This window comes from Rhodoferax sp. (genome assembly GCF_028714215.1).
Taxonomy (GTDB): Bacteria; Pseudomonadota; Gammaproteobacteria; order Burkholderiales; family Burkholderiaceae_C; genus Rhodoferax.
Map to the genome: position 1 here is coordinate 22,612 of NZ_JAQTMS010000032.1, position 13,492 is coordinate 36,103.

12 protein-coding genes are annotated in these 13,492 nt (G+C 62.5%); 1 reads left to right on the forward strand and 11 read right to left on the reverse strand.

Annotated features, from left to right (window positions below; genetic code table 11):
• Positions 1-195 precede the first annotated feature (195 nt).
• On the forward strand, positions 196-864 hold the full coding sequence (rquA, locus tag PHS32_RS14900) for a rhodoquinone biosynthesis methyltransferase RquA (protein ID WP_301079818.1): 669 nt from the start codon (positions 196-198) through the stop codon (positions 862-864).
• Positions 865-899: 35 nt separating this feature from the next.
• Here the strand turns inward: rquA and PHS32_RS14905 are convergent, their stop codons facing one another.
• The 11 genes from PHS32_RS14905 to mraY form a co-directional block, all read right to left on the reverse strand.
• Positions 900-1,076 (reverse strand): hypothetical protein, encoded by a 177-nt coding sequence (locus PHS32_RS14905; protein WP_301079819.1) that lies wholly within the window; start codon positions 1,074-1,076, stop codon positions 900-902.
• A 113-nt stretch (positions 1,077-1,189) separates the two neighbouring features.
• Positions 1,190-2,113, reverse strand: a complete 924-nt coding sequence (gene lpxC, locus PHS32_RS14910; protein WP_301079820.1) for a UDP-3-O-acyl-N-acetylglucosamine deacetylase — start codon at positions 2,111-2,113, stop codon at positions 1,190-1,192.
• Positions 2,114-2,280: 167 nt separating this feature from the next.
• Positions 2,281-3,525, reverse strand: coding sequence for a cell division protein FtsZ (gene ftsZ, locus PHS32_RS14915; protein ID WP_301079821.1), 1,245 nt, complete (start codon positions 3,523-3,525; stop codon positions 2,281-2,283).
• 312 nt (positions 3,526-3,837) lie between these two features.
• Positions 3,838-5,067: a cell division protein FtsA gene (gene ftsA, locus PHS32_RS14920; protein WP_301079822.1), complete on the reverse strand. Its 1,230-nt coding sequence runs from the start codon at positions 5,065-5,067 to the stop codon at positions 3,838-3,840.
• A gap of 26 nt (positions 5,068-5,093) precedes the next feature.
• On the reverse strand, positions 5,094-5,879 hold the full coding sequence (locus PHS32_RS14925; protein WP_301079823.1) for a cell division protein FtsQ/DivIB: 786 nt from the start codon (positions 5,877-5,879) through the stop codon (positions 5,094-5,096).
• Entirely contained in the window at positions 5,876-6,868 is a 993-nt protein-coding gene (locus tag PHS32_RS14930) for a D-alanine--D-alanine ligase (protein ID WP_301079824.1), read from the reverse strand. The genes PHS32_RS14925 and PHS32_RS14930 overlap by 4 nt, the downstream gene beginning before the upstream one ends.
• Complete coding sequence (gene murC, locus PHS32_RS14935) at positions 6,865-8,298, reverse strand: UDP-N-acetylmuramate--L-alanine ligase (protein ID WP_301079825.1); 1,434 nt, start codon at positions 8,296-8,298, stop codon at positions 6,865-6,867. Before murC ends, PHS32_RS14930 begins: the two co-directional genes overlap by 4 nt.
• Positions 8,295-9,413 carry an undecaprenyldiphospho-muramoylpentapeptide beta-N-acetylglucosaminyltransferase gene (murG, locus tag PHS32_RS14940; protein WP_301079826.1) on the reverse strand — a complete coding sequence of 373 codons (1,119 nt, stop codon included), beginning with the start codon at positions 9,411-9,413 and terminating at the stop codon, positions 8,295-8,297. The genes murC and murG overlap by 4 nt, the downstream gene beginning before the upstream one ends.
• Positions 9,410-10,585: a putative lipid II flippase FtsW gene (gene ftsW / locus PHS32_RS14945; protein WP_301079827.1), complete on the reverse strand. Its 1,176-nt coding sequence runs from the start codon at positions 10,583-10,585 to the stop codon at positions 9,410-9,412. The genes murG and ftsW overlap by 4 nt, the downstream gene beginning before the upstream one ends.
• Positions 10,582-12,294 carry a UDP-N-acetylmuramoyl-L-alanine--D-glutamate ligase gene (murD, locus tag PHS32_RS14950; RefSeq protein ID WP_366143489.1) on the reverse strand — a complete coding sequence of 571 codons (1,713 nt, stop codon included), beginning with the start codon at positions 12,292-12,294 and terminating at the stop codon, positions 10,582-10,584. Before murD ends, ftsW begins: the two co-directional genes overlap by 4 nt.
• Before the next feature lie 2 nt (positions 12,295-12,296).
• Positions 12,297-13,475 (reverse strand): phospho-N-acetylmuramoyl-pentapeptide-transferase, encoded by a 1,179-nt coding sequence (gene mraY, locus PHS32_RS14955; protein ID WP_301079828.1) that lies wholly within the window; start codon positions 13,473-13,475, stop codon positions 12,297-12,299.
• Positions 13,476-13,492: the final 17 nt, after the last annotated feature.

The following is a 13,492-nucleotide window of genomic DNA, read 5'->3' on the forward strand; positions in this document are numbered from 1 at the left end:
AGACCGCAGTCTCTTAAAACGCCCGCAAGTTCCCCCTCAACTGGGCGGAACTTGCGGGCGTTGTATCATGGCATCCATCCTTTAGCGGGGTGAGTGTCACCCCGCGGTTTTTGAGGTTTTTTCTTGAGTCCCAAACAATCTGCGGCCCTCGCTAGCCCCGAGTCATCGTTTCGACCGGTTCCCATTCCAGAGTATTTGCAAAAGACCTATTGGTGGGCTTATGTCCATCCCAATGCGGTTCGGGTGTTCGAGCGACAGTGGCTGGTGAATCTCATTTTGTGGGGCAACTTTGCCCGCCTACGCGACGCGGCCCTGCAGGAATTGGGCGACGTCATCGACGGCAAGGTACTGCAAGTGGCTTGTGTCTACGGCAACTTCACCGAGCATCTGGTGAACCGCCTGGGGCCTCAGGGTAGCCTGGATGTGATTGATGTGGCGCCAGTCCAAATCAAGAATCTGCATAGCAAGCTGAAAGACACCAGCCAGGTGACGGTGCTGCGACAAGATTCCACCGACATGCAATTTGACGATGCAAGCCGCGATGCGGTGGTGGTATTTTTTCTGCTGCATGAGCAGCCGGTGGAGGCACGACGCAAAACGATTGCCGAAGCCTTGCGCATCACCAAACCCGGCGGCAAGTTGATCTTCGTCGACTACCACCGGCCGGTGGCGTCAAACCCGTTTCGCTACCTCATGGTGCCGATCCTGACCACGCTGGAGCCGTTTGCAATGGACTTGTGGCGCGGCGAAATTTCCAGCTGGCTGCCAACAGAAATTGAAGTCGGCACGATTGACAAGCAAACCTATTTTGGCGGGCTGTACCAAAAAGTTGTCATCACGCGCCAAGAACTTGTCCGTCAATAATAGGGGGCCTCTATTATTGACGGACAAGTTCTAAGTCAGGCGATTCGCTCCAGAATCAGCACTGCAAAAAAGCCAAATCCGGCAAGCAAAACCCATTTCAGCGTCAGCAGACCGTAGCGCCTGAAGCGGGGTTGGCCGGTGGCCATATAGAAGACGAACGATACAACGGCTGCCAGCAGCAGCAAAAGAATGAGCCAGCGAAAAAGCAGCATGATGCAGGGTTTCGGAGTTAGCTGATGCGCCGGGCTACCCTGAGACGGTTCGGCCTCTTTGACGGGTACTGAGGGCACGAGGTTCGGAGCGTGTAAGCCATATTCGTCAGGCCCTACCAGGCTCTGGCCAGTTGCGCAAATCCCTTGGGGGCCAGTTTTTCATCCTCAAAGCTCACCAGTTCCCAGGCGTCGGTGCGTGACAACAACTCGCGCAGCAGTTTGTTGTTGAGCGCGTGGCCCGAGCGAAAGGCGCTGTAGGCGGCCAGCAGTGGCTTGCCCACCAGATAGAGGTCGCCCATGGCATCGAGTATTTTGTGTTTTACGAACTCGTCGTCGTAGCGCAGCCCGTCAGAATTCAAGACCTTGTAATCGTCCATCACAATCGCGTTGTCCAAACCGCCGCCCAAAGCCAGGCCGTTGGCGCGCATCATCTCGACGTCTTTGGTAAAACCAAAAGTACGGGCGCGAGCAATGTCCTTGGAATAGGAGCCGCTGCTCATGTCAAACAGCACGCGCTGGCCGCTGGCATCCACCGCCGGGTGGTCAAAGTCGATCTCGAAACTGAGCTTGTAGCCGTGGTAGGGGTCCAGGCGCGCCCACTTCTCCATGGCGCCCTGCCCCTCTCGCACTTCGATCGGTTTGGTCAGACGGATGAAGCGCCGCGGCGCGTTTTGCAGTTCGATGCCGGCACTTTGCAGCAAGAACACAAAGGAGGCCGCCGAACCGTCCAGAATGGGCACTTCTTCGGCGCTGATATCGACATACAGATTGTCCACGCCAAGCCCGGCGCAGGCCGACATCAGATGCTCCACCGTGGCCACCTTGGCACCATGGGCGGAGATGGTGGAGGCCAGACGCGTATCGGTCACCGCCAGCGCCGAGATCGCAATGTCCACCGGTTCCGGCAGGTCGACGCGCCGGAACACGATACCGGTGTCGGGTTGCGCCGGCCGCAACGTCAGTTCCACCCGCTGGCCACTGTGCAGCCCGACACCGACAGCGTGGGTCAGGGATTTGAGAGTACGTTGCTTTAGCACAGGTCGATTTTACTTTTACCGGCAATTGCCTGCCAATTGGCAGTGGCTTCGCAGACCGTCTGCCAAAGTTGGCAATCCTTTTGTCATTGCCGGCTCAGGTCCGCAATCCATGGACCCCGGATCTGGTCCGGGATGACACGAATCGAAGTCCGGATGGCGACAAGAAATCAGTCCGCCTGCTTTCTCAGAAAAGCCGGAATCTCGAAGTCGTCCATGCCGCCACTGGCCAGCGCATCGACTTTAGCCGCCGCCTGGGTCCGGTCGCGCGTGCGCCAGACGCTGGGTGTTGCCATCGACTGGTAATCCGGCTGAACCTGGCCAGTTGGAGCCATGGCAGACGACGGTGCGCCGCTGAGCGCGGCGTTCAGAGTCGGAACGTGAAAAGGAATGTTGTCGGTACCGGTCCGCAACCCAACACTTGGTACGACCGAAATGGCGGGCTTGCCCCGGCCCTGGCGCGACAGGCCCGTGGCCACCACGGTGACGCGGATCTGGTCGCCCAGGTTGTCGTCATAGGCGGTGCCGTAGATCACATGCGCATCAGGCGACGCGTAGGCTCGGATCGTGTTCATGGCCAACTTCGACTCGCTGAGCTTCAGTGACCCCTTGGCAGCGGTTATCAGCACCAGCACGCCCTTGGCACCGGAGAGATCGATACCTTCCAGCAAGGGGCAGGCAACCGCCTGCTCGGCCGCGATGCGAGCCCGATCCGGGCCGGCTGCAATGGCGGTACCCATCATGGCTTTGCCGGGCTCACCCATGACGGTGCGCACGTCTTCAAAGTCGACATTCACATGACCGGGCACATTGATGATTTCGGCAATGCCGCCAACGGCATTTTTGAGCACGTCGTTGGCATGCGCAAAGGCCTCGTCCTGTGTTACATCGTCGCCCAGCACTTCAAGCAACTTTTCGTTGAGCACCACAATCAGCGAGTCCACATTGGCCTCCAGTTCGGTCAGACCACTGTCGGCATTGCTCATGCGCCGGCCGCCTTCAAAATCAAACGGCTTGGTGACCACCCCGACCGTCAGGATGCCCATCTCGCGCGCGACCCGGGCAATCACCGGCGCGGCGCCGGTACCGGTGCCGCCGCCCATGCCGGCGGTAATGAAAAGCATGTGGGCGCCGTCGATGGCGGCGCGGATATCGTCCAACGCCAGTTCGGCGGCCTCGCGGCCCTTGTCGGGCATGCTGCCGGCGCCCAAGCCACTGCTGCCGAGTTGGATGCTCTTATGCGCTTCGCTGCGACTGAGTGCCTGCGCGTCGGTATTGGCGCAGATGAATTCCACGCCCTGCACGTCGCAGCCAATCATGTGCGCCACGGCGTTGCCGCCACCGCCACCGACGCCGATGACCTTGATCTGGGTGCCTTGGTTAAACGCTACTTCTTCAATCATTTCGATGGGCATTTTTTTCTCCTGAAGTTTCAAATAGTTGACAGTTGCCGAAATTGGTTCAAATTGTTTTTTGGTAATGCATTAGGACGGAGGATCGGTACATCGCCATCGCCAATGGGGACTGCCGCGCGCCAGCCAAAGGTTTGGTTCACACAAGCACCGGCCGCCGCGCCGGGCCGCCCCAAGCAAGGCCAGCCCCCTCGGGGCTGAGCCCTTCGGCTCCCGATGTGCCTGCGCACATCGGGACAGGGCGAAGAGACTCTGCCTCTGGCAGTGGCATGTCCAGCGTAGTACACGCAGTGACAAGCGTGGGGGTTTCATACTTTAAAAATTCCCCACAAACCAGTCCTTGACCTGGCTGAAAGCGGTTTTCATGGAGCCGTTTTTCTGTGCCACCTTGAAGCCGCGCAGGCGCGCCAATCGTGCGTCTTCGAGCAGACCCATGACGGTGGCGGCGCGCGGCTGGGCCACCATGTCGGACAAGGCTCCAGAATATTTGGGAATGCCACGTCGCACCGGCTTGAGGAAGATGTCTTCACCCAGTTCCACCATGCCGGGCATGATGCAGCTGCCACCGGTCAGCACAATGCCGCTGGAGAGCATTTCTTCAAAGCCGGATTCACGCATGACCTGGTGCACCAGGGAGAAGATTTCTTCCACGCGCGGCTCGATCACGCCGGCCAGGGCCTGGCGGCTGAGCATGCGCGGGCCACGGTCACCGAGGCCCGGAACTTCGACCTGGGAGTCCGGGTCGGCCAGCAATTGCTTGGCATAGCCGCTCTCGACCTTGATGTCTTCGGCATCCTTGGTCGGGGTGCGCAGCGCCATCGCAATATCGCTGGTGATCAGGTCGCCGGCGATCGGAATCACCGAGGTGTGGCGGATGGCACCGTTGGTGAAGATGGCCACATCCGTGGTGCCAGCGCCAATGTCCACCAAGGCCACGCCCAACTCACGCTCGTCTTCGGTCAGCACCGACAGGCTGGAGGCCAGCGGGTTGAGCATCAATTGCTCGACCTCCAAGCCGCAGCGCCGCACGCATTTGATGATGTTCTCGGCCGCACTTTGGGCGCCGGTGACGATGTGCACCTTGGCCTCCAGACGGATGCCGCTCATGCCGATCGGCTCTTTCACATCCTGCCCATCGATGATGAACTCCTGCGGCTCCACCAGCAGCAAACGCTGGTCGGTGGAGATATTGATGGCTTTGGCGGTTTCCACCACCCGCGCCACGTCGGCGGCGCTGACCTCGCGGTCCTTGATGGCCACCATGCCGCTTGAATTGATGCCCCGGATGTGGCTGCCGGTGATCCCGGTATGGACGCGGGTAATCTTGCAGTCGGCCATTAGTTCAGCCTCCTTCAGAGCCTGCTGAATGCTTTGCACGGTGGCATCGATGTTCACCACCACGCCGCTCTTGAGGCCGTTGCTGGGGGCAATACCCAGACCGGCCAGCTTGAGCTCGCCGCCGGGCAGCACCTCGGCCACCACCACCATCACCTTGGCCGTGCCGATGTCCAGCGCTATCACCAGATCCTTGTATTCTTTTGCCATATGTTCACCTGTTGCTTGTGTTGTCGCTACTTTTTCGGTCCAGTCTGGGCCCATGTGGTTACGCCCCGCAAGCGGATGGCATAACCGTCTTCATGTCGCAAATCCGCGGTCTCCAGGGCGTCCGGTGCGCGTCCGTAATGCGAACTCACCTGGGTCAGCGTTTTGAGAAATCGCTGCGTGCGCGCCAGCACCTCGGCCATGGAGCCGGCGCCCAGTTCCAGCAGGGCGCCGCTATCGAGCCGGGCCCGCCAGCCGCCGCGTCCGGTCAACTCGACCTGCTCAAGTGTCATGTCCATGACTTCAAACACCGGCTGCAGCGCCTGGTACATCGCCAGTACCTGGGCTCCCTGGCCATCGGGGCCAATCAGACGCGGCACGCCTTCTTGCTCGACTTCGCCCTCATTGGCCTCAAACACTTCACCAAAATTGTTGACCAGTCTGGATTCACCCTCCTGCCCCCAATACGCCACCGCCTTGTGTTCCTGCAGCAGCACCTTCAGGCGATTCGGAAACTCGCGCCGCACCACCGCTTTGCGCACCCAGGGCAAGGCCTCGAAGGCCAGCCGTGCGCGATCCAGATCCAAGGTGAAAAAAGTACCCTTGAGCTGCGGCGCCACATTGGCGCGCAGGGTCACCGCGTTGTTGTGCGTCACATCGCCGGTCACCGCGATCGCGCGCACGGCAAACAGCGGCTGCTGCGCCGCCCACCCCAGCAACACGCTCAGCGCCAGGAAGGCAAACACCAGGAACAGGACGGACGCCGTCAGGTTCATGAGCTTCACATCCAGCGGCGTGGCCAGGGTCTGCGTCATGGCGCCCCCTTGACCCGGCCGCCGGCGCCGGTCTGCGGATAGTCCAGCGTGGCATAGCGCAACACCGCAACGCACAGCGCCGGATAACTGATGCCTGCCGCCCGCGCCGACATCGGCACCAGCGAGTGACTGGTCATGCCAGGCGAAGTGTTCATCTCCAGCAGGAAGGGCTTGCGATCCTTGGCCCGAATCATCAAATCGGCGCGCGCCCAGCCGCGGCAACCGAGCGCCCGGTAGGCTGCCAGCACGATGCTGGAGAGCTCGCGCTCCTCGTCGGCAGGCAAGCCGCTGGGGCACTGGTAGGAGACAGCGTCGGTGAAGTATTTGTTCTGGTAGTCGTAAGCCCCTTCCGGTGCATTGATGCGCACCACCGGCAGCGTGTGCGCGCCGGCCCCGATGCCCAGCACCGGGCAGGTGACCTCTTCGCCTTCGATGAACTCCTCGCACAGTACTTCCGGGTCGTAGCGCGCCGACAGGCGCACGGCGTCCTGCATTTGCGAATAGCCCCTGACCTTGCTGACGCCGATGGAGGAACCTTCGCGCGGCGGCTTGACGATCAGCGGCAAGCCCAGTTCGTCCGGCACCGCCACGATCTGCTCGCGCTGCTGCTGCTCGGTGTTCAGCACCACATAGCGGGGTGTCGGCAGACCGGCCGCCGACCAGATGCGCTTGGTCATGACTTTGTCCATGGCGATACTCGAAGCCATGACACCGGATCCGGTGTACGGGATGCGCAACAACTCCAGTGCGCCCTGCACCGTGCCGTCCTCGCCAAAACGGCCGTGCAAGGCGATGAAGCAACGCGCAAAGCCGTCGCGCTTGAGTTCCGCCAGATCACGCTCGGCCGGGTCAAAGGGATGGGCATCGACGCCTTGCGAACGCAAAGCCTCCAGCACGCCATGCCCCGACATCAGGGAGATTTCGCGCTCGGCGGAGGCCCCTCCCATGAGCACGGCGACTTTTCCAAGACTTGGCTCCGAATGACTCATAGTCCCTGTGTCTCCTTTGTAGGCAGCCCTGAAACGGATAGCAATTCAAGTACTTTGCCGGGCACTGCGCCAATCGAGCCGGCGCCCATGCACAGCACCACGTCGGCGCGGCGCGCCAGGTCGATAATGGCCTGCGGCAGCGCGCCAATGTCTGCCACGAAAACCGGCTCGACGCGGCCGGCCAAACGCACAGCGGCCGCCAGGCTGCGACCGTCGGCTGCCTCAATCGGCTGTTCACCGGCCGCGTAGACCTCGGTCAGCACAAGCACATCAACCTGGCCCAGGACCTTGACGAAATCTTCAAAACAGTCGCGGGTACGCGTGTAGCGATGCGGCTGGAACACCAGCACCAGGCGACGCCCCGGAAAGGCGCCACGTGCCGCGGCCAGCGTCGCCGCCATTTCAACCGGGTGATGGCCATAGTCGTCAATCAAAGTGAAAGCGCCACCGCCGCGCGCCATCAGCTCGCCGTAGCGCTGAAAGCGCCGGCCCACGCCTTTGAAGCCGGCAAGTGCTCTTTGCACCACGCTGTCGCCGATGCCGAGTTCTCCCGCCACGGTGATCGCCGCCAGGGCATTGAGCACGTTGTGACGGCCGGCCAGATTCAGCACCAGCGCCAGGTCCGGCAACACCACGCCGTTGCGGCGTCGCAGCGTGAAGTGCATTTGCCCTGCCACGGCCTGCACGTCGACCGCCCGCACCTGGGCATCCTCGTTGAAACCATAGCTGGTGATGGGGCGGCTGACCTGCGCCACGATCTCCCGCACAGCGGCGTCGTCGGTGCACAAAATGGCCGACCCGTAAAAAGGCATGCGGTGCAGAAAATCGACGAACGCCTGCTTCAGACGCGCGAAATCGTGGCCGTAGGTCGCCATGTGGTCGGTGTCGATATTGGTGACCACCGCCAGCACCGGCAACAGGTTCAGGAATGAGGCGTCCGACTCGTCGGCTTCGACCACGATGTGCTCGCCCTGCCCGAGCCGGGCATTCGCCCCGGCGCTGTTGAGACGGCCTCCAATCACAAAAGTGGGGTCCAGTCCGGCCTCGGCCAACACGGCGGCAACCAGGCTGGTGGTGGTGGTCTTGCCGTGGGTCCCGGCGATGGCGATGCCCTGCTTGAGTCGCATCAGCTCGGCCAGCATCAGCGCGCGCTGCACCACCGGAATTCGCTTCTCGCGCGCCATGCGCACTTCCGGGTTGTCGGCCGGCACGGCGCTGGAAACCACCACCACGTCAGCACCAACGATGTTGTCGGCGGCGTGGCCGCGGTAGGTCTGGATGCCCAGTCCGGCGAGGTGATTCAGGGTGGCGCTGTCGCTCAGGTCCGAGCCGCTGACGCGATAGCCCAGATTGAACAGCACCTCGGCAATGCCCGACATGCCAACACCGCCGATGCCTACGAAGTGGATGTGACGGATGGCGTGTTTCATGCGATCAGTTCCTCGCAGGCCGCCACGATCTTCACGGTGGCATCGACTTTTTCAAGTTTCTTGGCCGCCACGGCGCAGGCCAATAGCGCAGCACGCTCCATCTTTTGCAGCAGGTCCGCCAACCGCTGTGGACTCAGTTCGGACTGGGGCAGCAACCAGCCGGCGCCCTGGTCGACCAGAAAGCGGGCGTTGGCGGTCTGGTGATCGTCCACGGCAAACGGAAAAGGCACAAACAAGGCAGCCGCCCCGACCGCTGCAATTTCAGTGACCGTGCTGGCACCGGCTCGGCAAAGCACCAGATCGGCATCGGCAAAGGCTTGCGCGGTGTCTTCTATGAAGGGCGTCAGTTCGGCCTGCACCCCGGCCCGCGCGTAATTGGCGCGCAGTTCCTCGATCTGGCTGGTGCCGCTCTGGTGCATGACCAGCGGACGCTGCTGGCGAGGAATCAGCGCCAGTGCCTGCGGCACGATGTCGTTCAAAGCGCGGGCGCCCAGACTGCCACCCAGTACCAGCAAGCGCAAAGGGCCGCTGCGGTTGGCAAAACGGGTGGCCGGCTCGGGGCCGCCGATGAATGCCGGACGCAAGGGGTTGCCAACCCAACTCCCTTGTTTGAGGACCCCCGGAAAAGCGGTAAAGACGCGATCCGCCAGGGCTGAGAGCAGCTTGTTGACCATCCCGGCGACCGAATTTTGCTCATGCAGCAAGAGTGGTTTGCCCAGGACTTTGCTCATCAGAGCGGCCGGGAAAGTGATGTAGCCGCCCAGCCCCAGCACGACATCGGGCTTGACGCGGCGCAGCACAACCAGACTTTGCCAGCAGGCGCGCAGCAAGCGCCACGGCAAGCCGACCAGCGTCAGCCACCCCTTGCCACGCACACCCGTGAAATCGATCGCCTCGAAGCAGAAGCCCTGCGGCGGCACCAAGCGGCTTTCCATGCTGGGCTGCGTCGCCGTCCCCACACCGCCCAGCCAGTGCACACGCCAGCCGCGTTCACGCAAGGCCTGCGCCACCGCCAGACCCGGAAAGATATGGCCCCCCGTTCCGCCGGCCATGACCAAGGCCGTCTTGCGAACCTCCCTGCTTGTAGCTTCGCCGGCGGCGAGGTTCATGTTCATACGCGACCTCCGCGCATCAGCAAGCGGTTCTCGAAGTCAATCCGCAGCACCACCGCGAACGCCACCAGGTTGACCAGAATGGCCGAGCCACCGTAGCTCATCAACGGCAGGGTCAGACCTTTGGTGGGCAGGGCACCCAGATTCACGCCCATGTTGATGAAGGCCTGAAAGCCCATCCAGATGCCGACGCCTTGCGCCACCAGCCCGGCGAAGACCCGGTCCAGCGCAATCGCCTGACGCCCGATTTGCATCATGCGCCGCGTCAACCAGAGAAACAGGCCGATCACACAGACCACCCCCACCAGTCCAAACTCTTCGCCGATCACAGCCAGCAGAAAATCGGTGTGGGCCTCGGGCAGCCAGTGGAGTTTTTCGACGCTGCCGCCGAGCCCGACACCCAGGATTTCACCGCGCCCGATGGCAATCAGGGAATGCGTGAGTTGATAACCCTTGGCCAGGGCATTCTTCTCGCTCCAGGGGTCAAGGTAAGCAAAAATGCGCTCGCGCCGCCACTCGCTCATCGCAATCATCAGCCCGAACGCCACCAGCAACACGCTGGCGATCAGCAGGAACATGCGGGCATTGACGCCGCCCAAAAACAAAATCCCCATGGCAATCACGGCAATCACCATGAAGGCACCCATATCGGGCTCGGCCAGCAACAGCATGCCGACCACCGCCACCGCCACCCCCATGGGCGCCACCGCGCGGAAGAAGCGTTCCTTGACCTCCATCTTGCGCACCATGTAGTCGGCCGCATAAAGCAGAACGGCGAATTTGGCCAGCTCGGATGGCTGGAAACTGAAGGGCCCCAGGGAAATCCAGCGGCGCGCGCCGTAAACCACCTTGCCGACATGCGGAATCAATACCGCTATCAGCAACACCAGAGACGCCACGAACAGCCATGGCGCCGCCTTCTCCCAGGTCGCCACCGGCACCTGAAACGCCAGCAGCGCCGCCACCAGGGACATCGCCAGCCACAGTACATGGCGTGTCAGGAAATAGGTATGGGTGTAGTTGGCGAACCTCGGGTTCTCCGGCATCGCGATCGAGGCCGAATAAACCATCACCAGCCCCCAGGCCAGTAGCGCCAGGGTGACCCAGAGCAACGGCTGGTCAAAGCCAACGACGCGCGTTGGCGTGCTGCCGGTGACGCCCAAACGCGTACTCACGGGGCGCCCTCCATCACGGCACCGGCCAGCTCGCCGACCGCCTGGGCAAACATCCGGGCCCGGTGCTGGTAGTTATCAAACATGTCAAAGCTGGCGCAGGCCGGTGACATCAACACCGCGTCACCCGCCCGGGCCTGCGCCCGGGCCTGCGCCACTGCCTGCGCCATCGAGGCCGCCTCCAGCATCGGCACACCGGTATCCTGCAAGGCGGCCCGGATCAGTGGCGCGTCCTGCCCGATCAACACCACGGCGCGCGCCCAGCGGGAGACCACCGGCGCCAGCGGCGAAAAGTCTTGCCCCTTGCCGACGCCGCCCAGAATCACGACCAGCTTGCGCTCGGGCCCCAAGCCCGACAGGGCGGCCACGGTGGCGCCGACGTTGGTTCCCTTGCTATCGTCAAAAAACTCGACGTCATCGAAAACGCCCACCGATTCCAGCCGGTGCGGCTCGCCCCGGTATTCGCGCAGCCCATACAGCATGGCACCCAGCGCACAGTCTGCCGCCAGGCACAGCGCCAGCGCCGCCAGCGCGTTGAGCGCGTTGTGGCGCCCGCGAATGCGCAAGGCGTCGGCTGGCATCAGGCGTTGAATGTGCAGTTCAGGCTCATCGCCCTTGCGCTTTTTCAAGGTCTCATCGGCTTCCAGGGCCCGCACCAGCCACAGCATGCCGTTGACCTGTTCCAGGCCAAAGTCGCCGGGACGGGTCGGCCGGTCGGCGCCAAACGTGACGTAGGACCTGGATTGCGGCCGCTGTGGTTTTGCCCGCACTGAGTCAGAACGCTTGGCCTCCTGGACTGGTCCGGCGGCGCTCAGCAAACCCATCACCAGAGGATCGTCGCGATTGAGCACCAGCAGGCCCTGCCGGCCGAAAATCCTTGCCTTGGCGCTGCCATAAGCTGCCATCGCTGCCCCCACGCTTGCCACTTTGTGTGCGGCGCTGCCCCCCGAGGGGGCGTTCTCGCCTTGGGGCGGCCCGGCGGCGAGCAGGGAACCATGCCAGTCCAGGTGATCCTGCGTGATATTGAGCACCGCTGCGGCGCTCGGCTCGAAGTTGTGTTCGGTGTCAAGCTGAAAACTCGACAACTCGATCACCCAGACCTCGGGCAAGGCATCGGCATCGAGTTGCGCCGCCAGGGTGTCCAGCAGGGTCGGTCCGATATTGCCCGCCAGTGCCACGCTTTTACCGCTGCGGCCGACCAAATGAGCGGCCAGGGAAGTGACCGTGGTCTTGCCATTGGTGCCGGTCACGGCCAGCACCTTGGGCTGGTAGCCGCGTGTCGCCTGGAGCTCGGCCAAGGCCTCGGAAAACAACCCCAATTCGCCGCCCATCCTGATCCCTTTGGCACGCGCGGCGTCGGTAACAGCGGCGACTTCCAGGGGCGTCAGTCCCGGGCTCTTGAACACGGCTTGCAGGTCAGTCCCCTCCACCAGCGCCGCATCGAAGGCACCGGTCACAAAGCGGGCAGCCGGCAACTCCTGCTCAAGCGCGGCCAGCTGCGGTGGCGCGGCGCGGCTGTCCGCCACCGTCACCCGGGCGCCGGCGCGGGCACACCAGCGCGCCATCGCCAGACCGGAGGCACCCAGGCCCAGGATCAGAACCTCTTGCCCACTGAGCCTGGAGGTCGTGCCAGCAGCGGACTGCCCTCGGCCCGGCACCAACCCTTCGGCTGGCAGCGCGGCGAATGCAGTGGCAGGCGCGGGAGTCGTCATTCCTACCTCAGCTTCAAGGTGGACAGGCCGACCAGGCACAGCAGCATCGTGATGATCCAGAAGCGAACCACCACCTGCGTCTCCTGCCAGCCACTTTTCTCGAAATGGTGGTGCAGCGGCGCCATCTTCAGGATACGCCGGCCTGCGCCATATTTCTTCTTGGTGAATTTGAACCAGCTCACCTGCAACATGACCGACAAGGCCTCCACGACAAAAATACCACCCATGATGGCCAGCACAATTTCCTGGCGCACGATCACGGCAATGGTGCCCAAGGCCGCGCCCAGTGCCAGCGCGCCGACATCGCCCATGAACACCTGTGCCGGGTGCGTGTTGAACCACAAAAAGGCCAAGCCGGCGCCGGCCATCGCCGAGCAGAAGATCAGCAACTCGCCGGAACCCGGGATGTGCGGGAAGAACAGATATTTGGAATACACCGCGCTGCCCGTGACGTAGGCAAAAATCCCGAGGCTGGAGCCGACCATCACGACCGGCATGATGGCCAGGCCATCCAGACCATCGGTCAGGTTCACGGCATTGCTGGAACCGACGATCACCAAGTAGGTCAGGATGACAAAGCCCAGTACGCCCAGCGGGTAGCTGACTTCCTTGAAGAACGGCAACAGCAGGCCGGCCTTGGGCGGCAGGTTCAAATCGAAGCCCGACTGCACCCATTTGAAGAAGAGTTCCAGCACGCGCAAATTGGAGTTCTCGGAGATACTGAAAACCAGGTACAGCGCAGCCACCAGGCCAATCACGGATTGCCACAGGTATTTTTCACGCGAGGCCATGCCTTCGGGGTTCTTGTCCACCACCTTGCGCCAGTCGTCGGTCCAGCCAATCGCGCCAAAGCCCAGCGTGACCAGCAACACGATCCAGACGAAGCGGTTGCTGAGATCAGCCCACAGCAGCGTGGAGACAGCGATGCACAACAGAATCAGGACGCCGCCCATGGTGGGGGTCCCGCTCTTGCTCAAATGCGATGCCATGCCATAGCCGCGAATCGGCTGCCCAATCTTGAGTTCGGCCAGGCGGCGAATGACAAAAGGCCCGGCCCCCAGGCCGATCAGCAGGGCCGTCAAAGCGGCCATCACGGCACGCAAGGTCAGGTACTGAAAGACCCGGAAAAATCCGAATTCAGGCGACAGCGACTGCAACCACTGAGCCAGGCTCAAAAGCATTGCGAACTCCTGAAATT

Coding starts and splice junctions, on each gene's coding strand:
- murC (WP_301079825.1), bottom strand. CDS start 8,298: ATGAAACACGCCATCCGTCACATCCACTTCGTAGGCATCGGCGGTGTT.
- ftsZ (WP_301079821.1), bottom strand. CDS start 3,525: ATGCCCATCGAAATGATTGAAGAAGTAGCGTTTAACCAAGGCACCCAG.
- murG (WP_301079826.1), bottom strand. CDS start 9,413: ATGAACATGAACCTCGCCGCCGGCGAAGCTACAAGCAGGGAGGTTCGC.
- PHS32_RS14930 (WP_301079824.1), bottom strand. CDS start 6,868: ATGAGTCATTCGGAGCCAAGTCTTGGAAAAGTCGCCGTGCTCATGGGA.
- murD (WP_366143489.1), bottom strand. CDS start 12,294: ATGACGACTCCCGCGCCTGCCACTGCATTCGCCGCGCTGCCAGCCGAA.
- mraY (WP_301079828.1), bottom strand. CDS start 13,475: ATGCTTTTGAGCCTGGCTCAGTGGTTGCAGTCGCTGTCGCCTGAATTC.
- PHS32_RS14905 (WP_301079819.1), bottom strand. CDS start 1,076: ATGCTGCTTTTTCGCTGGCTCATTCTTTTGCTGCTGCTGGCAGCCGTT.
- PHS32_RS14925 (WP_301079823.1), bottom strand. CDS start 5,879: ATGACGCAGACCCTGGCCACGCCGCTGGATGTGAAGCTCATGAACCTG.
- ftsA (WP_301079822.1), bottom strand. CDS start 5,067: ATGGCAAAAGAATACAAGGATCTGGTGATAGCGCTGGACATCGGCACG.